Source organism: Olsenella porci (genome assembly GCF_009695875.1).
Taxonomy (GTDB): domain Bacteria; phylum Actinomycetota; class Coriobacteriia; order Coriobacteriales; family Atopobiaceae; genus Olsenella_H; species Olsenella_H porci.
Genome location: NZ_VUNC01000002.1, coordinates 199,196 through 225,994 on the forward strand (window position 1 = coordinate 199,196; position 26,799 = coordinate 225,994).

19 protein-coding genes and 2 tRNA genes are annotated in these 26,799 nt (G+C 66.1%); 2 read left to right on the plus strand and 19 right to left on the minus strand.

Annotation, left to right across the window (positions count from 1 at the left end):
• Window positions 1-2: 2 nt before the first annotated feature.
• The 8 genes from FYJ68_RS03615 to FYJ68_RS03650 all read right to left on the minus strand — a co-directional run bounded on the left by FYJ68_RS03615 (window position 3) and on the right by FYJ68_RS03650 (window position 10,357).
• Window positions 3-1,616, minus strand: a complete 1,614-nt coding sequence (locus tag FYJ68_RS03615; RefSeq protein ID WP_154434052.1) for a hypothetical protein — start codon at window positions 1,614-1,616, stop codon at window positions 3-5.
• A gap of 477 nt (window positions 1,617-2,093) precedes the next feature.
• On the minus strand, window positions 2,094-4,115 hold the full coding sequence (gene rho, locus FYJ68_RS03620; protein WP_154434054.1) for a transcription termination factor Rho: 2,022 nt from the start codon (window positions 4,113-4,115) through the stop codon (window positions 2,094-2,096).
• A 287-nt stretch (window positions 4,116-4,402) separates the two neighbouring features.
• On the minus strand, window positions 4,403-5,104 hold the full coding sequence (locus FYJ68_RS03625; protein WP_154434056.1) for a MarR family winged helix-turn-helix transcriptional regulator: 702 nt from the start codon (window positions 5,102-5,104) through the stop codon (window positions 4,403-4,405).
• A 173-nt stretch (window positions 5,105-5,277) separates the two neighbouring features.
• On the minus strand, window positions 5,278-7,122 hold the full coding sequence (gene argS, locus FYJ68_RS03630; RefSeq protein WP_154434058.1) for an arginine--tRNA ligase: 1,845 nt from the start codon (window positions 7,120-7,122) through the stop codon (window positions 5,278-5,280).
• Between the two features lie 129 nt (window positions 7,123-7,251).
• On the minus strand, window positions 7,252-8,733 hold the full coding sequence (locus FYJ68_RS03635) for a nicotinate phosphoribosyltransferase (RefSeq protein WP_154434060.1): 1,482 nt from the start codon (window positions 8,731-8,733) through the stop codon (window positions 7,252-7,254).
• A 59-nt stretch (window positions 8,734-8,792) separates the two neighbouring features.
• Window positions 8,793-9,107 (minus strand): hypothetical protein, encoded by a 315-nt coding sequence (locus FYJ68_RS03640; RefSeq protein ID WP_154434062.1) that lies wholly within the window; start codon window positions 9,105-9,107, stop codon window positions 8,793-8,795.
• Between the two features lie 55 nt (window positions 9,108-9,162).
• A complete protein-coding gene (locus tag FYJ68_RS03645; RefSeq protein ID WP_154434064.1) occupies window positions 9,163-10,107 on the minus strand; it encodes a radical SAM protein in 945 nt (314 codons plus the stop codon).
• A 174-nt stretch (window positions 10,108-10,281) separates the two neighbouring features.
• A tRNA-Ala gene (locus FYJ68_RS03650) sits at window positions 10,282-10,357 on the minus strand.
• A 512-nt stretch (window positions 10,358-10,869) separates the two neighbouring features.
• On the opposite strand from FYJ68_RS03650, the gene FYJ68_RS03655 reads away from it, so the two are divergent.
• Entirely contained in the window at window positions 10,870-12,072 is a 1,203-nt protein-coding gene (locus FYJ68_RS03655) for a glycosyltransferase family 4 protein (RefSeq protein WP_326832225.1), read from the plus strand.
• Window positions 12,073-12,801: 729 nt separating this feature from the next.
• Here FYJ68_RS03655 and rplT read toward each other — a convergent pair.
• From rplT to FYJ68_RS03710, 11 genes are all read right to left on the minus strand, one after another.
• Window positions 12,802-13,167 (minus strand): 50S ribosomal protein L20, encoded by a 366-nt coding sequence (rplT, locus tag FYJ68_RS03660; protein ID WP_154434068.1) that lies wholly within the window; start codon window positions 13,165-13,167, stop codon window positions 12,802-12,804.
• Between the two features lie 49 nt (window positions 13,168-13,216).
• Window positions 13,217-13,411, minus strand: coding sequence for a 50S ribosomal protein L35 (gene rpmI / locus FYJ68_RS03665; protein ID WP_154434070.1), 195 nt, complete (start codon window positions 13,409-13,411; stop codon window positions 13,217-13,219).
• A gap of 1 nt (window position 13,412) precedes the next feature.
• Window positions 13,413-13,985: a translation initiation factor IF-3 gene (gene infC, locus FYJ68_RS03670; protein WP_326832226.1), complete on the minus strand. Its 573-nt coding sequence runs from the start codon at window positions 13,983-13,985 to the stop codon at window positions 13,413-13,415.
• A 347-nt stretch (window positions 13,986-14,332) separates the two neighbouring features.
• Window positions 14,333-14,419 (minus strand) — tRNA-Leu (locus FYJ68_RS03675).
• Window positions 14,420-14,486: 67 nt separating this feature from the next.
• Window positions 14,487-15,131, minus strand: coding sequence for an MBL fold metallo-hydrolase (locus FYJ68_RS03680; protein ID WP_326832209.1), 645 nt, complete (start codon window positions 15,129-15,131; stop codon window positions 14,487-14,489).
• The gene (locus tag FYJ68_RS03685) at window positions 15,128-17,479 is read right to left on the minus strand and encodes a RelA/SpoT family protein (protein ID WP_154434074.1); all 2,352 of its coding nucleotides are present in this window, start codon (window positions 17,477-17,479) and stop codon (window positions 15,128-15,130) included. The genes FYJ68_RS03680 and FYJ68_RS03685 overlap by 4 nt, the downstream gene beginning before the upstream one ends.
• Window positions 17,476-21,165 (minus strand): single-stranded-DNA-specific exonuclease RecJ, encoded by a 3,690-nt coding sequence (gene recJ / locus FYJ68_RS03690; RefSeq protein ID WP_326832210.1) that lies wholly within the window; start codon window positions 21,163-21,165, stop codon window positions 17,476-17,478. The genes FYJ68_RS03685 and recJ overlap by 4 nt, the downstream gene beginning before the upstream one ends.
• A gap of 1 nt (window position 21,166) precedes the next feature.
• Window positions 21,167-22,129 (minus strand): protein translocase subunit SecF, encoded by a 963-nt coding sequence (gene secF, locus FYJ68_RS03695; RefSeq protein WP_154434079.1) that lies wholly within the window; start codon window positions 22,127-22,129, stop codon window positions 21,167-21,169.
• Window positions 22,122-23,618 carry a protein translocase subunit SecD gene (secD, locus tag FYJ68_RS03700; protein ID WP_154434081.1) on the minus strand — a complete coding sequence of 499 codons (1,497 nt, stop codon included), beginning with the start codon at window positions 23,616-23,618 and terminating at the stop codon, window positions 22,122-22,124. The genes secF and secD overlap by 8 nt, the downstream gene beginning before the upstream one ends.
• 118 nt (window positions 23,619-23,736) lie before the next feature.
• On the minus strand, window positions 23,737-24,909 hold the full coding sequence (gene tgt / locus FYJ68_RS03705; protein WP_154434083.1) for a tRNA guanosine(34) transglycosylase Tgt: 1,173 nt from the start codon (window positions 24,907-24,909) through the stop codon (window positions 23,737-23,739).
• Window positions 24,910-25,006: 97 nt separating this feature from the next.
• Window positions 25,007-25,288: an HPr family phosphocarrier protein gene (locus tag FYJ68_RS03710; protein ID WP_154434085.1), complete on the minus strand. Its 282-nt coding sequence runs from the start codon at window positions 25,286-25,288 to the stop codon at window positions 25,007-25,009.
• A gap of 221 nt (window positions 25,289-25,509) precedes the next feature.
• Between FYJ68_RS03710 and FYJ68_RS03715 the strand changes: the two genes are divergently transcribed.
• Window positions 25,510-26,769: a coiled-coil domain-containing protein gene (locus FYJ68_RS03715; protein WP_154434087.1), complete on the plus strand. Its 1,260-nt coding sequence runs from the start codon at window positions 25,510-25,512 to the stop codon at window positions 26,767-26,769.
• The last annotated feature ends 30 nt before the right edge of the window (window positions 26,770-26,799 follow it).

Below are 26,799 nucleotides of genomic sequence, written 5' to 3' on the forward strand. Positions count from 1 at the left end.
GGTTAGGCCTCCCTAACGGAGCCGGCCATGTGCTTGGGGCTGCCCTCGCGACCCTCGCGCCTGCGACGCGCGAGCCTCGCGAGCTTGTTGGTCCCCTCGGTCGACTGACTGCCCCCCTCGATCACGCGGAGGTAGTCGCGCGACGACTTGCGCGCGGCCTGCGAACGGTTGTGCGAGAACTCGTCGTCGATCAGGTAATCCACGTACGTCTCGGTGTCCACGACCTCGGGGTGCCCGGCGGGGGCACGGAAGGGAATGAAGCTCGTGGGGCCCTCCAGGCCCTCGGGGTCGTCGATGGTCTCGATGCCGCCGATAGCGTCGCCGGCGAAGGGGGTCGCGGGCGTCATCTGCTCGAGCCTCTCCCCCATTGCGGAGAGCGCCTGCTCCCACATGTCATCGTGGTCGAGCTCGCTCGCCGAGCGCTTGGCGGGAAACATCCCCTGGTCGACCTCGGCGACGCTCTGGGCGATCACCGCGGCGCGCGCCTTTGCTGCGGGATTGGGACGGGGCGAGGGAACGACCCCGCGATGCGTGGGCTTGGGAGAGACGTCGCCCATCCAGCGCGGAACGTGCAGGCTCTGAGTGTCGTCCAGCTCGTCGCTGGCGACCTGCGCGGCCGGCTTGCCGCCCACGTACACCACAGAGTCGCCCAGGCGGGCGTTCCACCAGCCGGTCCCCACGTCCCCCACGGTGCCGTCGGCGCGCTCGATCACGGGGAGGTCCTCAAACGGGTCGCGGTCAAAGCGCTCCGCGAGCACCTCGCGGACCCCCCGCGCCCGCTGCGCCATGCGCTCAAGGAAGTTCTCGCGCCTCACGTAGTTCTGAGCAACGTCCTCGTAGTCGCTCGAAGCGTGCGAGGGGTGGTCGGCGTCGAAGACCTGGGGAAGCTGTCGCAGGCGCAGCCGTGCCGTCGAGGCGGCGGAGTCGTCGGTGAGGTCCTCCTCGCTCGACACCCCCGCAGGGGCAGCCTGTGCCTCGGGCACCTCGGGTTCCTGGATTGCGTCCAGCGGCTCGAGCACGCCGGTGACCTGGGACTCGGATGCGTCCGCCAGCGGATGGAACGCCCCGGTGGCCTGGGGTTCGAGGGTCTCCCCCAGCTCCCTCTCGTCGTCTGACATTTGGGAGAAGAGCGCCTCTCCCCCGTCGCCCTCGGTCGCCTCGCCGTCGGCGGGTTCAAGCTGTCCGGAGAGGTCCGAGGCGTCGGCATCGATGGCCGACCCCCAGGGGATTGAGGGAGCGGGCTCACCGGGCTTGCGGAAGTGCCTCCCCCGGTACTCGGGCTCGGCGCTCGCGATGGGCTCTAGGCGGTTGGTCACGTCCAGGGAGTCGTCGTCCAGGTCGCCAATCGCCGCGGACTCCTCGTTCGAGGCCACGGCCTCATCGGCGGCGATGGCACCCTCCCCCACGCCTGCATTCCTGCGAGCGGAGGCAGCCTGATAGGCACGGGTGACCGCAATGCCGGTGACGACGCCGATTCCAAACGGGACAATCACGGAGAGGGGCGATCCACCGTCCGCGCCATCAGCCGTGGCAGCAAAGGCGGTCGCCGGGCATGCGAAGGCAGCGGCACCGAGGAGCCCAGCCAGGATTGCCGGATTGCTCTTCTCAACTGCCATGAAACTCTCCTCCGCTTAGACGCCGAGCGCAAGACGACCACTCTTGGAGAGGAGAAGACAGCACCGGGACCCAGGGGCTCCCGGTTGGCGACAACGGCTTGCTTCGTCTCTGCTTCGTGTACCGTCGTGATATGCGCTTGGGAGCAACCTCCCAGACGCTACCTATGATACCGAGCAATTTCATGGATTCAAGCCAGATGAGGGGTTTGACTCTCGCTGTGGGCGTCGCTTGCATGGCAGGAACACGTTCTTGCACATGTACCTCGTGGCGCCCGACATATCGAGGTTCGAGACGTCGATGCTCTTGAGAGGCACCTCAAAGACATCTCCGTAGAAGGTGTCCAGGATGAACAGAGAAGACGAATCCGCAGGTGCCACCCCACCGCGGGAAATCATCGTAAGGCGGGGAATGTATGAAAACGGCGCCCGAGGGATAGCCCCCCGGGCGCCCGTTGCGAGCAGGACTTTGGGACGTTCCTACGACACGTAGTCGGACATCTGCGCCTTCTTGGCGGAGCGAATCAGGAACTCCGCGTTGTCGTTGGTCGCTCGCAGGCCCTTGACCAAGGCCGTCGCGGCGCGCTCGGTGTTGTTCATGTTTGCCAGAACGCGACGGATGCCCCACACGAAAGGCTGCAGCTCCGGGTCGAGGAGGAGCTCCTCGTTGCGCGTTCCGGAAGCGATCGGGTCGATGGCAGGGTAAATCCTGCGGTCGGCGAGGTCGCGGTCGAGCTTGAGCTCCATGTTGCCCGTGCCCTTGAACTCCTCGAAGATGACCTCGTCCATCTTGGACCCCGTGTCAACGAGCGCGGACGCCAGGATGGTGAGCGAGCCGCCGCCCTCGATGTTCCTCGCGGCACCCAGGAACTTCTTGGGCGGGTACAACGCCGCGGAGTCTACGCCGCCGGAGAGGATTCTGCCACTGGCGGGCATCGCAAGGTTGTACGCCCTCGCCAGTCGCGTGATGGAGTCCAGGACCACGACCACGTCCTCGCCCATCTCCACCAGACGCTTGGCGTGCTCGATCACGAGCTCGGAGACCGCGGTGTGGTTGCTCGCCGGCATGTCGAACGTGGAGGCCACCACGGTCCCGCGGATGGAGCGCTCCATGTCGGTGACCTCCTCGGGGCGCTCGTCCACGAGCAGGCAGAACAGATGCACCTCGGGGTTGTTGGCAGTGATGGACTGGCAGATCTTCTTGAGCACGGTCGTCTTGCCCGCCTTGGGGGGTGAAACGATCAGGCCACGCTGGCCCTTGCCGATGGGCGCGACCAGGTCGATGGCACGGCCGGTGATGGAGTCCCTGCCGTGCTCCATAATCAGGCGCTCGTTGGGGAAGATGGGCGTGAGGTCGCGGAAGCGCGGCCTGCCGCGCATCTCCTCGGGGGGACGGCCGTTGATGCTGTCAATGTGGTGCAGCGGTGGGTACTTGCTGTTGTTGCGCGCGGGTGAGACGGAGCCCTTCACCTCGTCGCCCGGACGAAGGCCGTACTGCCTGATGAGCTGCTGGTGCACGAAGGCGTCGCCATCGCCCGCCATGTAGTTGCCCGTGCGGAGGAAGCCATAGCCCTCGTTCTGCATCTCGAGGATGCCCTGCACCGGCCTAAAGCCCTCGGCGAGCGCCGCGGCCTCGTACACCGCCTCAGCCAGGTCCTTCTTGCGCACGCCCACGTAGGGGATGCCCAGGGACTGGGCCTTCTCGCGCAGCTCGGCAACCTTCATGAGCGAGACCTCGTCGCGCGTCAGGCTGGGCTCCACCTGCTGTTCCTGGCGGCGGTCCCTGCGGTTGCGACGGCGATTGGAGTTGCGGCTGCCACCGTTGCCGTAGGTACCGTTGCCGCCGTTGCGTGCGGACTGCTGCCCCTCGTGGCTGCCCTGGCGGTCGTTGCCCTGCTGACGACCCCTGCGACGGCGCTGCTGGTGATCCTCGCCGTGCCGCTGCTGCTGGTCGCCCTCCTGCTCGCCCGCATCACTTTTGGCGGCATCCGCCTCGGCAAGCGTTGCCGCGGGGGCGCCCAGCACGCGCTGCCCAGCCTCGTCCTGCGCCTTCGCGGCATCCGTGGGACTGTCGCCCTCCTCGGTTGCCTGCGGGACGTCGGCAGGTACCTCCTCGGCGGGCTTAACTTTGCGGGGGCGACCACGGCGACGTTTGGGCCTCTCGGCCGCAGGCGCCTCCTCGGTGGAATTCGAGCCGCCCTCGTTGGCTGCGCGTTCAGCCTTGGGAGTCTCCTCCGAAACTTGGGGCTGAGGTGCCTCGCCCTGCTCGGGGGCATCCTCCGCCACCTTCACCTTGCGGGGGCGACCGCGACGGCGCTTGGGCTTCTCCTCCACGGTGGCCTCGGATGCCGTCGCGGGCTGAAGCTGCAGCTCAGCCTGCTCCGGGGTGCCCTCCTCGCCCTTCTTGGCGGCCGACTTGCGCGTGGTGCGCCTACGACGCGGCTTGGGGGCCTCCTCAGACTGCGTGGGCTCCGAGCTCTCTTCCTGGTTGTCTTCTGCCATCAAGGCTACCTTTCTTGCGCCAGGCGGCTTCTATCCGCCGCCAGGTCCAAAGTTGTTCTCATATGGGGAGAGGTGCGACTTCCCGTGCCACAAAACGGCATTTACAAGGGTGTGATGTCACGCTGGAATGGCAATGCCAGACTCACATGCGTCGCGGCCTCGCGCAACGAGCCGAATATAGCATAACCACGTCGCAATGCCAGCATGCGACATGAAAAATCGCCCGATCCCGCGGCCAAAGGCTGGATTTCGGACGATTTGCATTCATTCCTTTGCGTTGGAAGTGGCTACTCGGCATCGTCCTCGGACTGACGCTTCCTTGTGCGCGGGCCGCGCCTGACGACAACGTCAGAAATCTTGGCCCTTAGGTCCTCCACCTGTGCCCATCCGCTCTCGGTGAGCCTGATGTTCACAAAGCGAGAACCCGGAACCTCGGCGCTCTTGGTGACGACCCCCTCTTCAACCAGGGTCGAGACGGACATCGAAACCGTGGGCTGAAGCAGTCCAAGGGCATTGACCAGGTCGGAGATGGTCATGCCCTCCTCCCCGCCCATCGAAAGGCCCAGGAGCGTGAGCTCACCGGCCATGCAGGGGATGGCACCCATTGCGTCGATGTAGCGGCAGATGCGATCCGCCGTCGTGCGGCTGAGCGACTGGCCGGGTAGAATCTGCGCACGGGTGCGCTCGCAGAGGTCACGCACGCAGGCACGCCCATCGTCGGTGACGGTGCAGACCACGTTGCGACGGTCGACGCTCCCCTTGACACTGCTGATGAGCCCCAGGTTGGAGAGGTGCTTCGTCCTGTGTGTCATGGTCGGTCGCAGGGCGCCCTGGTACTCGGCAATCTCGGACGTCTTGAGACCGCGACCCGAGATCTTCAGCCTGCATAGGATGGCGAACTCGCTGAAGGTCAGGCGCCTCTTTGCCTCTATGTCCTGCCTCACGAGGTTGTATGCCCTGCGTATGGACATGTACTCACGAAGCTCCATGCGGCATCCCCATCTCCCGTGACCAAAAGAGAGACGCCTCGTCACGATGGTGACGAGGCGTCCCGCACTCGGTTCCAACGTTTATCTGACCATACCCCTAGTTGCAGGGGGTCCATCCTTGCAGGATGGCATAGTTCACTTCGCTGAAACTTAATTGTTTAACGAGCGCAGAATTACATCACATCCGGTGCGGTGACGCCGATGAGCCCGAGAGCGACCTCGAGGTTCACACGCACGGCGTCGATCGCGGCGAGGCGGGCACGGGAGAGGCCCTCGTCCACCGGACGCCCCTCGCTGGGGAGCACCTGGCATGCAGCATAGAAGCCGTGGAAGTCACCGGCGAGCTCCTCGCAGAAGTGCGTGAGGCGGAACGGAGCGCGGTCGCGCGCGGCACCGGCGATGAGCTCGGGGAACTCGGAGAGCTTGCGCGCCAGGGCTGCCTCGGTGGGATCGGTCAGGAGCGAGAGGTCGTAGTCGGGGCCAATGGCCTTCTGGGCAACTGCCTCCATGCCCATCTCCTGCGCCTGCTCCTCGGTGACGCCCGCAGCCCTGCGGAGGATGGAGCAGATGCGAGCGTGCGCGTACTGCACGTAGTACACCGGGTTGGAGTTGTTCCTCTGCTTCACGGCCTCGATGTCGAAGTCGATGGTCTGGTTGGAGGACTTGGAGATGAGCGTGTAGCGCGTGGCGTCGACGCCGACCTCGTCGATCAGCTCCTGGAAGGTGACCATGGTGCCCTTGCGCTTGGACATGCGGACGGGCTCGCCGTTGCGGAGCAGGTTGACGAACTGGCCCAGGTCGACCTCGAACTTGCCGGGGTATCCCAGCGCGTCGCACACGTTGGTGACGCGAGCGATGTAGCCGTGGTGGTCGGCGCCCCACAGGTCGATGGAGTATTCGTCGCGCTGGAACTTGTTCCAGTGGTAGGCGACGTCGGAGGCGAAGTAGGTGTACTCACCGTTGGACTTGATGAGGACGCGGTCCTTGTCGTCGCCAAACGCGGTCGACTTAAACCACAGGGCGCCGTCGTCGGTCTTGTAGAGGTAGCCCATGTCGTCCAGACGCTTGAAGGCGCGGTCGACCTGCGAGGTGCCCGACTCGTCCTTAACATAGAGGGAGCGCTCAGAGAACCACAGGTCAAAGTGGCAACGGACCTCGTCGCAGGTGGCCTTGATGCGAGCGAGCATCTTCTGGTAGGCGCGCTCGCGGAACTCGGCGTCGCGGGTCTCCTGGTCGACGTCGACCCACTTGTCGCCGTCCTCCTGGAAGAACTCGCGGGCGATCTCGACGATGTAGTCGCCGCCGTAGGAGTTGCCGCCAAGGGCCTCGTTGAACTCGTCCATGTACGGGTGGTTCTCGGGGTGCTCGTCCGCCTCGTCGTCCACGTACGCCTCGCGGTCCTTGAGGAGCTTCTCGTACGCCTGGTCGACGTCGATGCCCTCCTCGCGCATGATCTGAACGAGCTGAAGGTAGCGCTTGGCGACCGAGCGGCCAAAGACGTCCATCTGAGAACCGTGGTCGTTGATGTAGTACTCGCGGTCAACGTGGAAATTGGCGTGCTCCAGCACGTTGCACATGGAGTCGCCCAGTGCGGCCCAGCGGCCGTGCCCAACGTGGAGCGGGCCGGTGGGGTTGGCCGAGATGAACTCGTAGTTGACCTTGAGGCCGTGGCCCTCGTCACACTTGCCCCAGTCGCCGCCGGCCTCGCGCACGGTGCGGAAGACCTCGTTGTTGGAGGCGGCGCTCAGGTAGAAGTTGATGAAGCCGGGACCTGCGACCTCGACCTTGGAGACCTGCGGGTCCTCGGGCATGTGACTCACGATGGCGGCGGCGATCTTTGCGGGGGCCATGTGCGCCAGGCGGGCGGAGCGCAGGGCGACCGTCGTGGACCAGTCGCCGTTGGAGCTGTCCGCCGGTCGCTCGACGCCGAGGTCCTCCACCTCGAACTCTGGCAGGTCGCCCGCTGCCTGCGCAGCGGAAATGGCTTGCTTCACAAGCCCCTCGATCGTCTCTGGCATGAAATCTCCTTAGGTCGTGCCAAAAATGCAAAAGAACGCATACTTAGTGATTGAGTTTATATCAGGCACAAGGCATGGTGGGTTCCCATTTGCAAATGAATCAGATTCGACTTGCCCGGACTCACCGTCCTAGCTGCGACCCGACGCGCGACGCTCCCGGCGCGCGAGCTCGGAGCGCGTGCGAGCGAGGCCAAGCTCGAGCCCCACCGGGTAGGTCTGCGGGTTGAGGAAGCGCTTGACGGCGGGGTCGAGCCTCATGAGCGCCTCGCGGCAGCGCGCCTTGGCGGCCTCGATCCCCTCCGGGACGCCGCTGGGCTCTCCGGCATCTACCAGCTGGGTCAGGAGCTCGCGGGGCTCGGCGTCGCCCATGTCGTAGCTCACGTACTCGTCCAGGACGTCCACCATCGACGTGGAATCGTCACTCGCCACCGCGTCGTCCACGATCATGTCGCCCACGGGGCAGCCCGACGCGTCGTAGAACCTCCTCACGTGCTGGACGCCCGGGATGGTCCGTTTGTACGCGGTCTCGGAGAGCTTGATCACGGGCTCCCACGGGCTGTCGTGCGTGGCGCGCGTGGCGCTCAGCTTATAGACGCCACCGAGCGAGGGCTGGGGGTCACAGGTGGCGAGCTTGGTGCCCACGCCAAACGAGTCAATGGGCGCACCCTGGGCAAACAGCGACTGGATGGTGTACTCGTCAAGGTCGTTGGACGCCGAGATCTTGACATAGGGGAGACCCGCGGCGTCAAACTCGCGGCGTGCCTCCTTGGTGAGCTTGGCGAGGTCGCCCGAGTCGATGCGAATGGCGGCGAGGCGCTCTCCCCTCTCCTCCATCTCCTTGGCGACGGTGATGGCGTTCTTGATGCCCTGGTGGACGTCGTAGGTGTCGAGCAGCAGGACGCAGTTCTTGGGCATCGACTCAGCGAAGGCTCGAAACGCCTCGAGCTCGCTCGGAAACGCCATGACCCACGAGTGGGCGTGCGTGCCAAACACGGGGATGCCATAGATCTTGCCTGCCAGCACGTTGGAGGTGGAGCTGGCGCCGGCGATGTAGGAGGCGCGAGCGACCGCAAGGCCGCCGTCGGGGCCCTGCGCCCGCCTCAGGCCAAAGTCGGAGACCGGATGGCCCTCCGCCGCATGGACCACGCGGGCCGTCTTGGTGGCAACGAGCGTCTGGAAGTTGACCAGGTTGAGAAGGGCGGTCTCAAGCAGCTGGCAGTCGATGATGGGACCCTCGACCCTCACCATGGGCTCGCGGGGAAACACCAGGTCGCCCTCGGGAACGGCCCAGACAGACACACGCATGTGGAAGCCGCGGAGGTAGTCGAGGAAGCCCGCCTTGAACATGGGGCCGCCACCCGGCGCCTGGATGGAGGCGAGGTAGTCGATTACGTCGTCCTCGAATACGAAGTTGCTCACGAGGTCCGCGATCTGCCCCATGCCGCACGCCACGGCGTAGCCACCGCCAAACGGATTGTCGCGGAAGAAGACGTTGAAGCACGCCTCGGCGTCGACCATCCCCGACTCCCAGAAGCCTTGGGCCATGGTGAGCTCGTAGAGGTCGGTGTTGAGCGATACGTCATGTGGGTTCGTTCGGTCTGTCAGTGCCATGGTGCCTTCCCTTCGAGAGGCGCCCCGTCACGCACGAAGCACGACGGGGCGCACCTGGGCTACCTTCCCAAGTTCATGACCAGGATGATCGCGACTGCGACCACGATGATCCCGACGAGGACGATCTTCTGCCCCAGAGGCATCTTAAGGTCGTCGTCGGGCTCCATGATCTTCGCGTTGCGCTCGCGGACCTCGCGAATGCGCCTGTCCTCCTCGGCGTCGCGCTGTGCCCTCTCGCGCTCGCGCTTGAGCCGCTCTAGCTCGGCACGCTCCTGCGCGGCGCGGCTGGCCTCCTCGCGCTGGGCCTTCTCACGCCGCAGCGCCTCCAGCTCCTCGCGCTCCTCGTCGCTCAGCGGCTTGGTGTCGTCTGCCATCGCACGCATCCCTTCTCGGCCCGCGTCCGTGCGGGCCACATAAGCAAGCCTAAGGTTAGCCCTTGTCGCCCAGTTCGGGGCCGCGCACCCCGGTCGCGTCGAAGGCGGGCACAAAGCTCTCGGACACCGTGCCCCCCTGCTGCCACCACATGCGCTCGAACCCCAGGTCGTCCGCGTGGTCCAAGACCTCCTCGTACTCGTCGTCCGTGACGGTGCGCGCAAGCGCGCCCCCTGCCTCGCGGCACTGGCGGTTTGGGGTGTACTGGTTCATCACCGAGAGGTCGACCTCGTTGCCGCAAAGGTCCCACACGCGGTCGAGCACCGCCTTGGAGTCGTCCGCGTGCCCTGGAAGCACAAGATGCCTCACCACGATGCCCCTGAGCATGCTGCCGTCCTCCCCCAGCAGCCTGCCGCCCTTCGAACGAAGCGAGGCGAGCATGCGGCCAAGCGCCCTGTGTGCCACCTCGGGGTAGTCGGGAGCCTTCGAGAGCCTGCCTGCAAGCTCGCGCGAGGCGTATTTGTAGTCGGTGAGCCACACGTCGATCACGTCGCCCATCTCGTCCACGACCTCGGCGGTCTCGTAGCCGGAGGTGTTGCACACGATGGGGAGCGTGAGCCCGGCATCGCGGGCGAGACGGACCGCCTCCCTCACGTGCGGGGCGTAGTGCAGGGGCGTCACCAGGTTGATGTTGAGTGCGCCCTGCCCCTGGAGCTCGAGCATCATCTGGGCGAGGCGGGAGGTCGAGACGGGGAGCCCAAAGCCCTCCTGCGAGATCTCGTGGTTCTGGCAGAACACGCAGCGCAGGGGGCATCCCGTGAAGAAGATGGCGCCGGAGCCCGCCTCCCCCGAGATCGGGGGCTCCTCCCAGTAGTGGAGCGCGCTGCGGGCGACCCTCAGCGTCGACGTGGCACCGCAGAACCCCGCCACGCCCTCGAGCCTCCGCGCCCCGCACGCACGTGGGCAGAGGCTGCATCGCCTGTACGATTCTGCCGAGACCATCCCGCTTCCTCCCTCGCGACGGGCGTCAGGGACATCCCGTCCCCGGAGACCCACAGGCCAACCGCCTCCGGCGGTGGGGCCGCGCGGTGCGCGCCTCTCGGACGGATCCTCAAACGTAATTCGTCGCCCTAAGGAAAGGGCACCCTGGCGAAGCCAAGGTGCCCTGCATTTACATGGTGGAGATGAAGGGATTCGAACCCTCGGCCTCTGCCTTGCGAAGGCAGCGCTCTCCCAGCTGAGCTACATCCCCAGGCGCGTTTTCGCGCAAGAGGTAGTATCCCGATTTCCACTGCGGGTGTCAACCACTTTTCGCGACCAAATGAAATGTCGCCCCCTGCGGTCGCGTAATGAACCCACCTCTCAAAAAGGTGGGTGCCCTCGTCGTCTCTTCCAGCTTCCCCAACAACGGGGGATGCCTGTACTAAGAGCGATATATGGGCTCCCTCGAAACGCTTGTCGGTTCACCCTTTATTGCTCCGCAGGGGGACGACGTCTTCAATATACGAGAACCTAGCCGCAATGCCAGTCTTGACTTGGGGAGCGGCATCGCAAAGACTAATGAAATGCAGGTGTTCGCGCGGCTTCAGCCAGCCAAGACCTTTGTGGACGTCCCCTCTCCCCCATCTTCGGCCCAACCTGCGCGCATTCCACTGCGCGTGTGCTTTTCCAAGCCGGCGCGGCACTTTGTTCCCCCTGGATGAACATCCTGTATCATGGACGGGTCTATGCGACGTCGATACGGGTGGGGGTGAGAAGCGCGTGATTCAGTCTTGGGTCTCGTACCTATGCGTGTTTGCCGCGGCACTTCTCACCTCGCTCGCCATAACCCCGGTGGCGGGCAAGGTCGCCTGGAAGCTCGGCGCGGTCGACTACCCCAGTGCAAGGAGGATCAACAAGAAGCCTATCCCACGCATGGGCGGCATCGCGGTGTTCTCCGGCATCATCGCCGCGTTCGTGATCCAGTACCTTGGCTCCCTCTACCTGGGCTGGCCGCCCGTCCTCATTCCTAGCCCCCACCTCGAGAGCCTGCGATACGAGGGGATTGCGTTGGGGTTCGCGATCATCTTCATCACGGGGATGCTGGACGACGTGTTTCAGCTCAAGCCGCTCCAGAAGCTTCTCGGTCAGGCCATTGCGGCATCCGTCGCCGCCTTCGCAGGCTGCGTCATTGGCGTGATCGTGAACCCATTAACAGGTGGTCCCCTCGAGCTCGGCTGGCTCGCCTATCCCATCACCATCGTCTACCTCGTGGCCTACGTGAACATCTTTAACCTCATCGACGGCCTCGACGGCCTTGCATCCGGCATCGCCGCAATCGCAAGCCTCACGATGTTCGTGCTGTCGTATCTTGCCGGACGCGGCGACGCAGCATCGCTCTCAATCGCGATTCTTGGCTCCACCCTCGGGTTCCTGCGCTACAACTTCCATCCCGCGAGCATCTTCCTCGGTGACTCCGGCTCGCTCCTCATCGGCTACGCCCTCGGGGCGGTGTCCCTGCTCTCCGTCACCCGTGTCGCCGGCCTCACCACGATCATCGTCCCCCTGGTCATCGCCGCCGTTCCCATCATCGACACGTTCTCTGCCATCGTCAGGCGCTGGAGGGCGCACGTGAGCATTGGCCAGGCAGACCGCGGGCACATCCACCACCGCCTCATCTCCGAGGGCTTTGACCAGAGGGAGGCGGTGCTCTTCATGTACGCATGGACGGGTGTGCTCTGCCTGGGCAGCATCGTGATGACCCAGGTCTCGCTCTGGCCCCGCATGCTCATTTTTGCCCTGCTCCTGGTTGTCTCGGCGATCATCGCACGCCACCTCCACCTGTTCCGTCCCGTCCTGCTGCACCACACCAACCCCAAGACGGGAGACGACGAGCTCATCTCACCCCAGGACCCGGACTTCGAGGTGGAGGAGGAGCGTCTGGAGGAGCGGGAGCACTTCCATCACCACCACCAGGACGAGAACTAGAGCGAGGGACGTGCGCGCATGCCTTTCCCCCACTCGTCCCTGCAGCCTCCTCTGGCAGAAGGTCGCTCGCGCGAGAGCCTCCGCCCGCCCGGCGTCGCCTGTCGCGTGGCGCCTCCCCAGTTGACGGAACATCAGATCTGGAACCATGGCAGCCAAAGCCCGATGTGAGCGCTCATATCGGAATCCATTTGCCATAGTCGCACGTTTTATCTCAAACAACTGGGCATGGGTAAGGGTCAGCGCCCACAATGGGCCCCGGGAGCCTGATGGGTGCACTCACACCCGGAGCTTCCTGCCAATGCTTGTGGTTTGATGCTGGTCACCCATACGGGGGCCCACACTCGAGAAGGGGGGTTACCTCCCGAGCGTGCATCAATGGGCAGCCGTCCATGGAAGGGCAGGCCACCGTTTGAAAGAGGCCAGTCCGGAGTGACCCCCTCCCCTTCTAAAACTCTCGACAACCCATCGCCTCCGGTAGCGCACGGACCCTCGCTTCCCCTGCGGATGCTCTTCCTTGGGGGAGAAGTGACGTTCCCCACAGTGTTTGCCCCGCAGGGCAAGAGGGGATGGCCACCCCATCCCCTCTTTGGCCCTTGTGGCTTCCCGCCGAACGCTGGAACCATCGGCACAATAGAACTCAAGATCACGGGAGAGACACTCAGGCATCCACATACAAGAAGGGCCCCCTCCCGTGGGAGAGGGTCCTTCCAACTGACTTGGGACCTTGTGCTACTCGGCCTCGGCGAGCGCCTTCTTGGCCACGTTGGCCAGGTCGGCGAAGGTCGCCTCGTCCTCGTAGGCAATCTGGGAGAGGACCTTGCGGTCCAGCTCGACGCCAGCGAGCTTGAGGCCGTGCATGAACTTGCTGTAGGAGAGGTCATTCATGCGGGCCGCGGCGTTGATGCGCTGAATCCAGAGGGCGCGAATGTCGCGCTTCTTGTTGCGGCGGTCACGGTACTGGTACTGGCCGGAGTGCTGGGCCTGCTCCTTCATGCCGCGGAAGGTACGCGAGCTGGTGCCGTAGTAGCCCTTGGTGAGCTTCTTGAGGGTCTGGCGCTTCTTGCGACCGGCGACTGCGCGCTTGACACGTGCCATATCTAATCAACTCCTAGAAAACGAAATTATGCTGACGCGTGTGCGCCTGTTACTTGCCCATGCGCTGCGACACGGTCTTGGCGTCGCTGGGGCACAGTGCGGTCTCCTTGCGGAAGCCACGGATGCGCTTCTGGGACTTCTTGGTGAGGATGTGGCTCTTGAAGGCCTTGGCGCGCATGATCTTGCCAGTGCCGGTGCGGCGGAAGCGCTTTGCCGAACCCTTGTGCGTCTTCATCTTGGGCATGCTAGTTCTCCTTCTCGGTCTCCACGTCGTCCTTGTCGGCCTTCTTCTCGTCGAAGGCACCCTTGATCGGGGCGACGACCATGTGCATGTTGCGGCCCTCCATCTTGGGGGCGGACTCCACGGTGGCGTAGGGCTTGAGGTCCTCCGCCAGGCGGTCGAGCACCATCCTCCCCTGCTCGGGGTGGGCCATCTCACGACCACGGAACATGATCGTGATCTTGACGCGCGCGCCCTTCTTCAGGAAGCGCATGACGTGGTTCTTCTTGGTGGTGTAGTCGCCCACGTCGATCTTGGGGCGAAACTTCATCTCCTTGACCTCGACCTTGACCTGCTTCTTGCGGGCGGCCTTGGCCTTGCGGTCCTGCTCATACTTGAACTTGCGATAGTCCATGACCTTGCAGACCGGAGGCTCCGCGTTGGGAGCGATCTCCACGAGGTCGAGGTTCTGCTCGTCGGCGATGCGCTGGGCGTCGCGAATGCCGAACAGACCAAGCTGGGAACCATCGACGCCGATCAGGCGGCAGGTACGCGCGTTGATCTCGTCGTTGATGCGAGGACCCTCGTTCTTGGCTATCTTTTACACCTTCCTTCGTCTGTGCCTCACGGCATTAAAAAACTCCCGCAGCCATGCCAGCCCAGGAGACAGACCCCACCCGTGGTGGGAAACTCTTCTCTTGACCAGACAGCTGCCTTGGGCGCCGTGTAGGTGGGGGTCTCTCGACCCCGCTTCTCATAACACACTCGGATTATGATAGGAGCAAACCGTCGCCCCTGCAAGTGGAAATCCAGCCCCACCATATCTGCATGGACAGGCGAGACAAACCGTCCACTATTGCCGTCACGTGCGACCAGGGGGATCGACGGCAACATACCTCGGGGGATGGACACCCCGCACGACGTGCCACCAGGCATATCAATAAGTGGTGCCCCGGGTGGGACTCGAACCCACACTCCGTTGCCGGAAGCGGATTTTGAGTCCGCCGCGTCTGCCAATTCCGCCACCAGGGCCTGCCGATTCCATCGACGCCTTCGCATGATACCAGAACGCGCCGCACCCATGGCCTGAGCCCGCGAGCTACGCCAGGAAGGGATTCTCCCTCAACTCGCGCGCCATGGTCGTGGACTCCCCGTGCCCCACCAAGAGCGTGGTGTCGGGGTCGATCTGGCTCGCCATTCGATGCAGCGACGAGAGAATCGCGCCCTCGTCGCCGCCCTTCAGGTCCGTCCGGCCGTGCGAGCCCGGGAACAGGGTGTCACCCACAAAGCAGACGCCCCGCGCGGACCCTCCGCCCACAAGGCACACCCCACCTGGCGTGTGACCGGGCGTCTCCATCACCCTAAACGTGGCGGAACCCACCCTGAGGACGTCGCCCTCGCCCAGGAAGCGATCGGCGAGAGGGGCGTTCTCGTCGTAGCGCAGGCCCATCTCGTTGACCTCGCCGGCATGGGTCGCCAGCTCCTCGTCCGCGCGGCTGATGGCGTAGGGGGCACCCGTCGCACGCCTGAGCGCGGCGACGCCGCCCACGTGGTCCCCGTGGCCGTGCGTGGCGGCGATGAGGACCACCTTGACATCCCCCAGGCGCGAGGCGATCTGGTCGCCCCAGTCGCCCGGGTCGACGACCATGGCCTCACCGTCGCTCACGTACGCGTAGCAGTTGGTCTGGATGGGGCCAACCACGAACTGGCGTATCTGGTCCGCCGAACCGTCCCTCTCGCTCACTTGACGCGCCTCTTCATCTGGTTGGAGCCCTCGCCCGGCATGATGCGACGGGCGTCATACACACTGGGGACGCGCCCCACGGTGGCGAGCATGGGCGCGAGGCGGCTGGCGTCGCTGATGGCGACGAGGAACCTCAGGCGCGCCACGCCGGAGCTCGAGGTCTGGGTCGCCGCCGAGAGGATGTTGCCGCCCGAGTCGCCTATGGCGATGGTCACGTCCTTGAGGAGCCCCATGCGGTCGGTGGCCTCCACCACGATCTCGACCTGGAACTCCGTGGCTCCCGTGGTGTCCCACTCGACCTCGATCATTCGCTCGGGGTGCGCCATCAGGCCCTTGACGTTAGGACAGTTGGCGCGGTGTACCGACACGCCGCGGCCGCGGGTGATGAAGCCCACGATGCTGTCGCCTGCGACGGGGTTGCAGCAGTGCGCCAGGTGCACCAGCAGGTCGGGGTCGCCCTTCACCACCACGCCGCAGTTGCGCTGGCGCCTCTTGTCCGAGGCCGCACGGACCTCCGGGCTCGCGAGCGGCATGTCCTCCGCGAGCGCCTGCTCCTTGGCGGTGCGCTTGGCGGCAACGCGCTCGGCCTCGGCGACCTTCTCGGGGGAGTTCTCCTCCAGCACCCCGATGACCTTGTTGGCAACCTGCTTCACGCTGAGCTTGCCGGCCCCAACTGCCGCGAACAGGTCGTCGGCCTTCACGAAGTCGAGCTGGCCCACCACCTTGTCGATCGCCTTGGTCGTGCGCTGGGCCGAGATGCCATAGCCGTGCTTGCGCAGCTCGTGGCCCAGGTCGCTTCTCCCCTGCTCCGCGTCGTCCACCTTGCTGAGCGAGGTGAAGTACTTGCGGATCTTGGCCTTGGCGGAGGGGGTCGCAACGATGTTGAGCCAGTCATGGCCGGGCTTGGAGTTCTTGTTGGTAAGGATCTCGACCCTGTCGCCGTTTTGCAGGCGATAGGTCAGGGGGACCACCGAGCCGTTGACCTTGGCACCAACGCAGTGGTTGCCCACCTCGGTGTGGACCGCGTACGCGAAGTCGAGGGGCGTGGAGTCCCTCCTCAGGCTCATGACCTCCCCCTTGGGAGTGAACACGAAGATCTCGTCCTCAAAGAGGTCCACGCGCAGGTTGTTGAGGAACTCGTGGGGGTCACCCATCTCGTCGTCCACGGTCCAGTCAAGGCTGCGGCGGATCCAGTTGATCTGGCTGTCGATGTCGCGGTCGTCCTGGCTCATCTTGCCGCGCGAGTTGCCCGAGCGCTTGTACAGCCAGTGGGCGGCGATGCCGTACTCGGCCTGCTCGTGCATCTCGTAGGTTCTGATCTGGATCTCGATGGGGCGAGCGTCCGAGGCGATCACCGTGGTGTGCAGGGAGCGGTACCCGTTGGGCTTGGGCATGGCGATGTAGTCCTTGAAACGCCCCGGGAGCGGGTGCCAGAGGGTGTGGACGGCGCCGAGCGTGCTGTAGCAGTCACCCACCGTCTTGGTGAGGACGCGCAGGGCGATGAGGTCGTAGATGTCGTCGAACTCCTTGCGCTTGCGCGTCATCTTCTGGTAGATGGACCACAGGTGCTTGGGGCGGCCCTTGATCTGGTAGCCCTTGAGGCCCACGCGCGACAGCTCGTCGTCGAGCGTCTTGATGGCCTCCGAGGTCTTCTGCTCGCGCTGGGCGCGGGACTCCTGCACCATGCGGGCGATTCGCTCGTACTCCTCGGGCTGCAGGTAGAAGAAGGCCAGGTCCTCGAGCTCCCACTTGATGGACGAGATGCCCAGGCGGTCGGCCAGGGGCGCGTACACGTCCATGGTCTCGCGCGCCTTGAACGTCCTTCGGTCGGGCGGGAGGGCCGCCAGCGTTCGCATGTTGTGCAGGCGGTCGGCGAGCTTGATGATCACCACGCGGATGTCCTTGCTCATGGCCAGGAACATCTTACGCAGGTTGAGGGCCTGCTTCTCGTCCATCGAAGCAACCTCGATGGAGGTGAGCTTGGTCACGCCGTCCACGAGCTCCGCGACGATGTCGCCAAAGCGCTCCCTCAGGTCGTCGAGGGTCGCAGGGGTGTCCTCCACGGTGTCGTGGAGCAGGGCGGCGCAGATGGTGTCCTCGTCCATGTGGAGGTCCTTGGCCAGGATCAGCGCCACCTCGACGGGGTGGTTGATGTAGGGTTCCCCCGAGCGCCTCTTCTGGTTGCGGTGGAAGTCTGCCGCAAACTCGTACGCGGACGTGACCTTGGCCAGCTCCTCGGGCGAGAGGTACGTGGCGCACGTGTCCGACAGGACGCGCCAGTTGTCCGCCTGGGGTGCGTTGCTTCGTCGCGCGACGCTCGGCGCGCCGCCAGTGGTCTCCACGCTCATGATTCCTCCAATGGGCTCACCCTCGTGCCAAATCCCGGCGTGATGGGGCTGTTGATGCGGGCGAGCAACTCGTCGGGACTGCTAGAGAGTACCCAATCCCTGAAACTGAGAAACGCGTCACGGGACCTCAATCCCTCGAGGTAGCGAATGGAGCGGCCAAGCTCGACGCGCTCCGGCGACTCGCTCATGGCGATGCTCCTGCCCGAGCCGTAGCCGCTCGTCTCGAGGAACCCAAGCTCCCGGAAGATCCCGATGCCGCACGAGACGGACCGCTCGTCCAGCCGCGTGGCGGGATTGGACTCCACCGCCACCTGCGCGATGTCGGCGTTGGTCATGCGAATGGGCTCGGGGCCGGCGGAGCCATCACCCCTCGAGAGGCCCCTCAGCACGCGGTAGAGCGTGACAAGGTCGCCGCGCTCGGGAGCGGCGGAGGCCAGGATGCGCTCGTTGATGCGGGCGTCACGCGCACCAAACATGAGGTGCACCCGCGCGTCGGCGCCGTCACGGCCGGCGCGCCCGCTCATCTGGTTAAACTCGATGGCGCCGAAGGGCATGTGGTACAGCATCACGTTGCGGATGTCCGGCAGGTTGACTCCCTCGCCAAACGCGCTGGTCGAGACGATGCAGCATAGCGTGCCGCTGCGGAAGGCGTCCTCCACGCGCGTGCGGTCCGACCTCGTGAGCCCAGCGTTGTAGAACGCGATCCGCTGCCCCAGGTCGGGTATGCACTTGCGCAGCATGCGCGCGAGTGCCACCGACTGCTCCCGGGAGTTCACGTACACCACGGTCTTCTCGCCCGTGGCGACGACCGACACAAGCGCCGCCTCGCGGTCGCGCAGCTCGCGGTTGTCGACCAGATGGAGGTTCTCCCTCACGCTGGGATCCACCACCACGTCCTCCTGGTCGATGGAGAGGAGCCGGCAGATCTCGCGCGCCACCTCGTCCTGCGCCGTTGCGGTCACGGCAAGCGCCGTGGGGTCGCCGAGCTGGCCCAGGACCTGCGGGAGCGACGAGTACGCGCCGCGGTTGCCGCCGCGCGAGGTCCCCGCGTGGTGCGCCTCGTCCACGACCACGAAGCCGATCCGCCCCGAGGCTGCGAAGCGCGCGGCGTGGATGGCCAGGAACTCCGGCGTGGTGAGCACCACGTCGGCCTTGCCCTCGGCCAGGGCGGCGAAGGCGTCGTCCCTTTCGTCCATGCCCGTCTCGCCCGTGAGGACGCGGACGCGCAGCCCAAGCGGAGCAAGGGCGGTCTCCAGGTGGAAGGCCTGGTCGGAGACGAGCGCCCGTAGCGGGTACACGAACACGCTCGCGCGTCCCCGGGCGATTGCCTCCCTGGCCGCGTGGATGTGGAAGATGAGCGACTTGCCCCGGCCCGTTGCCATGACGCAGAGGGTGGAGTGGCCCCTGGCCAGGCGGTCCAGCGCGGCGGCCTGGGCGGGAAGCAGCTCATGCCCGCCGATCATGCGGCGCCGGAGCTCGTCGGTGAGCTCGTCGTAGCCCAGCGAGGCGAGCCTCTGCCGCTCCCCCGCCGGTGCCGTGGGGTCGCCCCCGCGCGAGGGCAGCACGTCGTGACGCACGACCTGGATGCTCACGCCCAGCGTGGGCTTCTCTGCCGTCCCGCCGGAGACGCACAGCACCTCGGCGGAGTAGGCAGCGCCGGCGTCCATGGCGGGGGCGAGGGCGGCAGCGATCTGCCGACGGAGGAACCCGAGCGAGGATCCCTCTGTCGTCTCGACCGCTATGGCATTGGGGTCCTCGGGGTTGTCAGGCTGGCGCACGACCAGGAGCGCCTGCCCCGCCCGGAGCGACCTGGCGCAGTCCTGCCTTCCGCCAAAGCTCACTCCCACGACCTTGGTCACGAACGACGATGCCTCGACGATGCCCGAGTACTCGTCGCGCGAGAGGATCTGGGAGGCACGGGAGAACAGCTCATCCGAGATGGACTCCGACTCCTCCGAGGGGACGCTGCGGCGGTCGAGGTCGCGGTACAGGATGTCGCGAACCATGAGCTTGGGCTTGGTGCGGCCCTGCCAGGTCTCGGCGACGGGCTCGAACACCAGGTCCACAGCCTGCTCGCAGTCCACCGCGCGGTCGATCTGTGGCGCGCGGAACATGATGGCGGCGACGCTGCTCGTTCCGTCCGTTGCGGAGAAGCGCAGGTGGTTGCCGCCGGCACCGACCTTTGCGCGGTTGCGCATGGTGACGCCCCGCACACCAAAGAGCGGCTTCTTGTTGCCCTGGCCAAACGGCTGGAGCATCTCGAGCGCACGGATGTTGGGGACGCTCATCTCCTCCAGCCCCACCAGGGCAGTGACCTCTCCCCTGTCCTCGAACTGCTCGGTGGGCAGGGCCGCCATGACCTCGCCCAGGCGATCGCGGAATGCGTCCAGGTTGGCGGCGTCGCAGGTGACGCCCACGGCGCCGGCGTGCCCGCCAAAGCGCACCAGCACGTCCGAGCACTGCTCCACCGCGTGGAACAGGTCGACGCTGCCTACGGAGCGCCCCGAGCCGCGCGCGATGCCGTCCGAGATTGAGAAGAGGATCGTAGGCACGTGGTAGCGGTTGGCAATCCTGCTCGCCACGATGCCCTTCACGCCCTCGTGCCATCCCTCGCCGCCCACGACAATCACGCGACCGCCGTCGTAGGTGGCCTCGACCATGGCAAGGGCCTCCTCGGTCAGCTGGGCCTCGATCTCGCGCCTCTCGTTGTTGACCTGCTCCAGGCGCGCCGCGAGGGTGGCCGCCTCGGTGGGGTCGTCTGTCACGAGCAGCTCGAAGGCGACGTCGGTGGTACCCATGCGCCCGGCGGCGTTGAGCCGGGGGATGAGCGAGAACGGCAGCTGGTCCGCCGTGACCGTGGTGATATCCAGGTGGGCGGTCGCGGAGAGCGCGACGATGCCGGGACGATGGGTGTCCCTCATGTGCTCGATGCCATCTGCCACCAGGGCCCTGTTCTCCTCGTCGAGCAGCATCATGTCCGAGATGGTGCCCAGGGTCGCGACCTCCGTGTAGTCGCGCCACAGGTCCGGCTGGCCCATGCGCCTGCCAAGCTCGCACACCAGCTTGAGGGCGACCCCGGCGCCGGCGAGCTCCCGGCTTGGACCGTCCGCCCTGAGCTTGGGGTCGGTGACGGGAACCCCCTCCGGCACGCTCTCCGAGGGCTCGTGGTGGTCGGTCACCACCACGTCGATGCCCTGCGAGACCAGCCAGCCCACCTCGTCCCTGGACGAGATGCCGTTGTCCACGGTCACCACCAGGTCGGGGTGGCAGCCGTCGATGACCCTCTCCAAGGCCTCGCGCGAGAGCCCATACCCCTCGCCAAAGCGATGGGGGATGAACGGGCTTACCGTGCCCCCCAGCCTCCGCAGGGCAAGGGTCAGGAGGCAGGTGGCGCTCATGCCATCCACGTCAAAGTCACCAAAGACGGCGATCGACTCTCCCCCGCGCAGCGCCTGCTCGACCCTGTCCGCCGCCTGGGCCATCCCCGGGATGCCCAGGGGATCTGCCCAGGAGGCCTCGAGGGAGGGCGAGAGAAACGCACGCGCCTCGTCTGGCGAGGTCACCCCACGGGCAGCGAGCGTCCTGGCGACGATACCGGGAAGCCCCAGCGACTCGCGGAGGAGCCGCTCGACGTCCGGGCGTGCGGGCAGGACGTCCCAGCGCCTGCTGTCGGGGAGGCCAGACACGCTACTCCGCTTCCCCTGCGGCGGGCTTGACCTTGGTAGAGCCGTCACCATACCTGGCCTCGAGCTTGGCCCACTTGGGCTCACGCGTCTTCCAGATGGCCAGGAGCGGCGACGCCACGGCAAAGCTGGAGTAGGTTCCCAGCACCTCTCCCACGAGCATGGCGAAGGCGAAGTCCTTGAGGGTCGCCCCGCCCAGCGCGAGCATGCAGGCAACGGGGACCAGCGAGGTGATCGAGGTGTTGATGGTGCGCACGATGACCTCGTTGATCGAGAAGTTGGCAATCTGGTAGTAGGTGCGGTGCACGCCGTCGTGCAGCTCCTTGGCGTTCTCGTTCACGCGGTTGAACTCGACCACCGTGTCATAGAGCGAGTAGCCCATGATGGTGAGGAGCGCCGCAACGACGTTGGGGGTGATTGCCGTCTGGGTCCACGCGTACACGCCCAGGGTGATGACCAGGTCGTGCAGGAGCGCCACGACGGCAGTGATGGACATCTTGAACTCGTAGCGAATGCTCACGAACGCGATAATGAGCAGGATGGCAACGCCAAACGCGAGCGCGGACGACCGGGTGACGTTGGCACCCCAGTCGGGGCCTATCGTGGTGACGGTGTAGCTGTCCGAGGCGAGCGAGAGGGCCTTTGCCGCCGCAGAGGCGTGCTGGTTGGCGGTGTTGGGGTCGGTGGTGTCGGAGCGGACGAGGAAGCCCGCCTTGCCATCGGTGACGCTCGTCTGGACGGTGGGGTCCTTCTCGCCCGCGTCCACCAGGGCATCCCTCATCTGCTCGATGGTGACCGAGCCGGTGTCGCGGAAGTCGATCTCGGTGCCGCCCTGGAACTCGATGCCAAAGACCAGGCCGCGCACCACGAGGCCGATCACGGCGAGGACCACCAGAACCGCGGAGACACTCAGGAGCTGCCGGCGGTGCGGCATGAACGGGATCTCCCTTGAGAAGTGGCTACGCATTTGCCACACCCCCCTTCCCGAGCTTCTCTTCCTTCCGGCGTGCTGCCTCAGCCAGGTCCTGATCGACGCCCCAGAACTTGGGATGCCTCTCGATGGCGCCAAGGGCGAGGAGCCTCAGGGCAGGTGCCTTGAAGCAGAACATGGTCACCACGTCGCAGGCGATGCCCAGGGCGAGCGTGAGGCCAAAGCCCTTGACCGGGCCGACGGCGAAGGCGAAGAGCGCGATGGCGGTCACGAGCGTGACGGCGTCGGCGTCAAGGGAGGTCATGATGCCGTGCTTGGCGCCGCTCACGGAGGAGTTCTTGACGCTGCGGCCCATGCGGATCTCTTCCCTGAACCTCTCGAGGACGAGGATCGAGGAGTCGGCGGCAGATCCTGTCGTCAGCACCATGCCGGCGAGTCCGGGGAGCGTGAGCGCGAACGCGCCAAAGTGCGAGAGCAGCGCGAGAAGGCCCAGGTACAGCACAGCGAACACGCCCAGGGAGCCCAGCGTGAGCAGGCCCAGGCCACGGTAGAATACGAAGAGGTAGACCACGACGATCGCGACGCCCACGACGATGGCGGTGACGCCCTGGGTGAGGGAGTCCTGGCCAAGGGTGGGGCCGACCACGCGGCTCTCGGAGTAGGTGAGCGTGACGGGGAGCGACCCGGAGTCCAGGACCGTCTTGAGCGAGTTGGCGTCGTCGAGCGAGAAGTTGCCCGTGATGGACACCTCGCCGGTCGAGATCTCGGACTGCACCGCGGGGGCCGACTTTACCACGCCGTCCAGCACGATGGCGATCCTGCCGTTGGTGGGCGCGAGCTCCTTGGTGACCTCGGCAAAGTCCTTGGTGCCCTCGTCGTCGAGCTTGATGTTGACGGCGTACGTGCCGGTCGCGGAGTTGGACGCCTGCGCCACGGTCACCTGCGTGATGTGCGAGCCGTCCATGAACGCCTCGTAGGTGCCGTCCTTCAGCTTCACGCCCTCGGTGCCGGCGTCGAGCTTGGCGAGAGCGTCGGCGTCGCCGATGTCGTCGAGCCGCACGAATTCCAGGTGTCCCGTCTGCCCGATGGTCTTGATTGCGTCGTCCGCGTTGGTGGCGCCAGGGATCTGAATCAGGATGGAGTCCGCCCCCTGCTGCTGCACGGTCGTCTCGGACGAGCCGAGCGAGTTCACGCGCTGCTGCACGATGGAGGTCGCCTCCTGCATCTGCTCGGCGCTGGGCGTGCCACCGTCGGAGGTCTTGGCGGTCATGATGACCGAGACGCCGCCCCTGATGTCGAGGCCCTGCGTGATGCGCTCGGAGAGCGGTGTGAATCCGAACACGCACACCCCCAGCGCCACGACGAGCACTACCAGGGTCGATACGTAGCGGCGAACGTGGGCGCCCATCCTATGCCCGCGCTTGCGGCGGGGGCGAGACTTGGGGCGCCTCTCCCCCCTTCCCTCGGACTTGCGCCAGCGGTCGATCCCCGTGGCGCCGTCCTGGGGCTCCTTGTCATCCTTCATGAGAAGCTCCCGTCCTCGGGCGAGACGTGCCCACCCAACCTATTGCAACCGTCCCATTCTAGCCCGTGGGCACCCCTCGCGCCCGCGAGGGGCCTGACGCCTCCCCGCCCGGACGCGGCTACCAGTCGCGGGCAGCGGGCAGCGAGTCCCACTCGCCCACGAAGGAGGCGTACTCCCCCCTGACAATCGCCTCGCGCGCGCGGCGCATGAGGTCGAGCAGGTAGTACACGTTGTGCATGGAGAGGAGGATGGAGCCCGCCATCTCGCGCTGCCGAACCAGGTGGTGGATGTAGGCGCGCGTGTAGCCGCCCGTGCACACCGGGCAGGTGCAGCCGGGGTCGAGCGGGTCGTGGTCGTGCGTGAAGCGGGCGTTCTTGAGGTTGAGCCTCCCCTCGCTCGAGAAGGCGGAGCCCATGCGCGCCGTCCTGGTGGGCAGCACGCAGTCGAACATGTCGATGCCGCACTCCACGCCGTGGACGAGCGTCGTGGGATTGCCCACGCCCATGAGGTAGCGGGGCTTCTCGCGCGGCATGTACTCGCTCGCCAGCGGCGCGAGCGTCTCGAACATGGTCTGGTGGTCCTCCCCCACCGAGTACCCGCCGATGCCGTAGCCGGGGAAGTCGCCGCACTCCTCCAGGTGACGCAGGCTGCGCAGGCGCAGGTCCATGTGCATGCCGCCCTGGACGATGCCAAAGAGCGCCTGGTCGCGCCTGTCGTGCGCGCGGTAGCACCTCTCGGCCCACATGCTGCTGAGCTCCACGGCGCGCTCCACGAAGCTGCGGCTGGCGGGGTAGCCCGGGCACTGGTCGAGCTGCATGCAGATGTCCGCCCCCAGGCTCTGCGCGATGCGCATGTTGTCCTCGGGCGTCCAGCTCACGTACGTGCCGTCGTAGTCTACGGCGCGGAACGTGACCCCGTCGTCGGTGAGCTTGGTGAACTCCCCGTGGCTGAACACCTGGAAGCCGCCGGAGTCGGTGAGGATGGGGCCGTGCCACTGCATAAACTCGTGCAGTCCACCCATCTCCTCCACGAGCGCCTCCCCCGGCCGCATGGACAGGTGGTAGGTGTTGGCGAGGAGGATCTTGGTGCCCAGCTCGCGGAGCGTGGGCGGCAGGAGCCCCTTCACGGTCCCCTTGGTCCCCACCGGCATGAAGATGGGGGTGGGGACGTCGCCGTGCGGGGTGTGCAGGACCCCCGCCCGGGCATGCGTGCCGGGGTCCTCGGCGACGATGTCGTAGGTGAACCAGCGCGCCTCGTCGCCGCCCTGCGTGGCCGTCTGATCGTCGCTCATGGGACTCTCCTCTCCCGGGCATGCGCTCCCGCGTCTGCCCATAGCAAAGGGCCCGATGCCGCGAGGCACCAGGCCCTTCCACGTCTGAATGCTGGGACTACTCGCCGAAGAGGGCCTCTTCGCCGTCCTTGATGCCAAGGAGCGCGTTGAGGGCGTCCTGCTCGTCGGGACCGTCGGCCGCGATCTCGACCTTGGTGCCGGTGCCCAGGCCGGCGGCCAGGATCATCATGATGGACTTGGCGTTGACGGGGGCCGTGCCCTTGTCGACGTCCTTGATGGTGACCGCGCTCTGGTACTGCTTCGCAACCTGGACGAACTGGGAAGCGGGGCGTGCGTGGAGGCCAGTCGCGCTGACGATAGTCACTTGCTTGGAAACCATTGCCAATCTCCTTTGCTTGAAGGGTCGCGAGCCCTCGTATGGCTTGCCTTCCGACATAGTAACAAACAAATGACAAAACCATGCATAACTGGGGGCTGTTTTTCAGGAGACGGCGGCAAACCGTGTCGGAGAGGGACATGCGGGTCCCGGATTGGTGCAAAATGGTCCTTGGGCGGGTGGCAGGTCGCCGCACGCCCGCGTCATGACGTGAGGAGCATCGCATGGACAACGACCAACAGACCGACGAGGGCAACCAGGGGCAGGCCGCGAGCGGCACGCCCGACAAGCCCGCCGGCACCGCACGGTCGAAGCGGCATCGGTCCGGGGGCAGGCCCAAGGGCTCCAAGGGGCCGGGCGCCATCCGGGGAGGCATTGACGCCATACGGAGCGTGAGGAGCGCCTCGAAGGAGCACGCCGACGCGCGCGAGCGTGCCGAGGCGCTCAAGAAGCAGGTTGCGGCGGACAGCGCGGAGCTCGCGCACCGCGACAAGATAGAGGGCGACTACCCCCAGATCGTCGAGCGCCAGCGCGCCGAGATGGCAGAGGCAAGCACCCTTCTCGCAAAGGCCGGGGAGGAGTCCCAGCGGCTCTCCGTCGAGGTCGAGGGGCTGACCCAGCGCCTCGACGCCATGAAGGCTGCCAACGAGGAGCAGCTGCGCCCCTATCGCGAGCTCATGAACTCCACCAAAGGCCGCTCGGACGACGCCGCGAAGTCCCTCTCGGACGTGCGCCGTGCCGTCAAGGCCGCCGACCAGCAGGTGAGCGACACCGCAAAGAGGCGCGAGCAGCGCATTGACGCCAGCAACCGCTCGGTGGACAACGCCCAGGACAGGCTCCGCAAGGTCCAGGCGGAGCTCACCTCCCTTCAGGCAGACCCAAGCGCCTCCCCCGCCGCCGTGAGCAAGATGCAGAGCGAGGTCGTTGCCGAGCAGGCCCACCTCGACGCCGCCCGCGAGGAGGTCAAGCGCGTTACCGCCGAGTGCCAGCAGCTCATGGACAACGCGCAGACGCACCTGTGGACCCAGAAGCAGTCGCTCGAGACCCTGGAGCGCCAGGCAGGCGAGGCCCGCAAGGAGGCCGACGCCCGACGCGAGGAGTACGAGCGCCTGCACAACGAGGCCACGTGCAGGGAGAAGGAGCTCTCCGACCAGATTGCGGCGCGCAAGGGCGACCTCGAGGCGGCCAACAAGGATGCTGCCGCCGCCCAGGGCAGGATCGACGCCGCCCAGGAGGCGCTCGACGAGGCGAACTCCATCCACGCCACCCCCGAGGCCACGGCGCAGCTCAGGGGCAAGATCGCCCAGGACAAGGCGAGCCTCCATCTTCAGCAGGCTGAGGTCGACCGCCTTGCCGCAGCCGAGAGGGGCCTGCGCTCCAAGACGCGCGGCCAACGCTATGGCTTCGTGGCGATCGTCGTGGTTGCCTGCGTGGTCGTGCTCGCGCTGGTCGTGGTCATGCTCGTGCTGCCTAACCTGCACTAGCAGTAGCGCTCCGCGCGCCGTTCCTGTCGA

Bases quoted from the DNA above. Each gene is read 5' to 3' on its own strand.
- tgt (WP_154434083.1), bottom strand. From the start codon at position 24,909: ATGAGCGACGATCAGACGGCCACGCAGGGCGGCGACGAGGCGCGCTGG.
- secD (WP_154434081.1), bottom strand. From the start codon at position 23,618: ATGAAGGATGACAAGGAGCCCCAGGACGGCGCCACGGGGATCGACCGC.
- FYJ68_RS03710 (WP_154434085.1), bottom strand. From the start codon at position 25,288: ATGGTTTCCAAGCAAGTGACTATCGTCAGCGCGACTGGCCTCCACGCA.
- argS (WP_154434058.1), bottom strand. From the start codon at position 7,122: ATGCCAGAGACGATCGAGGGGCTTGTGAAGCAAGCCATTTCCGCTGCG.
- FYJ68_RS03645 (WP_154434064.1), bottom strand. From the start codon at position 10,107: ATGGTCTCGGCAGAATCGTACAGGCGATGCAGCCTCTGCCCACGTGCG.
- rplT (WP_154434068.1), bottom strand. From the start codon at position 13,167: ATGGCACGTGTCAAGCGCGCAGTCGCCGGTCGCAAGAAGCGCCAGACC.
- FYJ68_RS03635 (WP_154434060.1), bottom strand. From the start codon at position 8,733: ATGGCACTGACAGACCGAACGAACCCACATGACGTATCGCTCAACACC.
- FYJ68_RS03715 (WP_154434087.1), top strand. From the start codon at position 25,510: ATGGACAACGACCAACAGACCGACGAGGGCAACCAGGGGCAGGCCGCG.
- FYJ68_RS03625 (WP_154434056.1), bottom strand. From the start codon at position 5,104: ATGGAGCTTCGTGAGTACATGTCCATACGCAGGGCATACAACCTCGTG.
- secF (WP_154434079.1), bottom strand. From the start codon at position 22,129: ATGCGTAGCCACTTCTCAAGGGAGATCCCGTTCATGCCGCACCGCCGG.
- rho (WP_154434054.1), bottom strand. From the start codon at position 4,115: ATGGCAGAAGACAACCAGGAAGAGAGCTCGGAGCCCACGCAGTCTGAG.
- FYJ68_RS03615 (WP_154434052.1), bottom strand. From the start codon at position 1,616: ATGGCAGTTGAGAAGAGCAATCCGGCAATCCTGGCTGGGCTCCTCGGT.
- FYJ68_RS03685 (WP_154434074.1), bottom strand. From the start codon at position 17,479: ATGAGCGTGGAGACCACTGGCGGCGCGCCGAGCGTCGCGCGACGAAGC.
- rpmI (WP_154434070.1), bottom strand. From the start codon at position 13,411: ATGCCCAAGATGAAGACGCACAAGGGTTCGGCAAAGCGCTTCCGCCGC.
- FYJ68_RS03640 (WP_154434062.1), bottom strand. From the start codon at position 9,107: ATGGCAGACGACACCAAGCCGCTGAGCGACGAGGAGCGCGAGGAGCTG.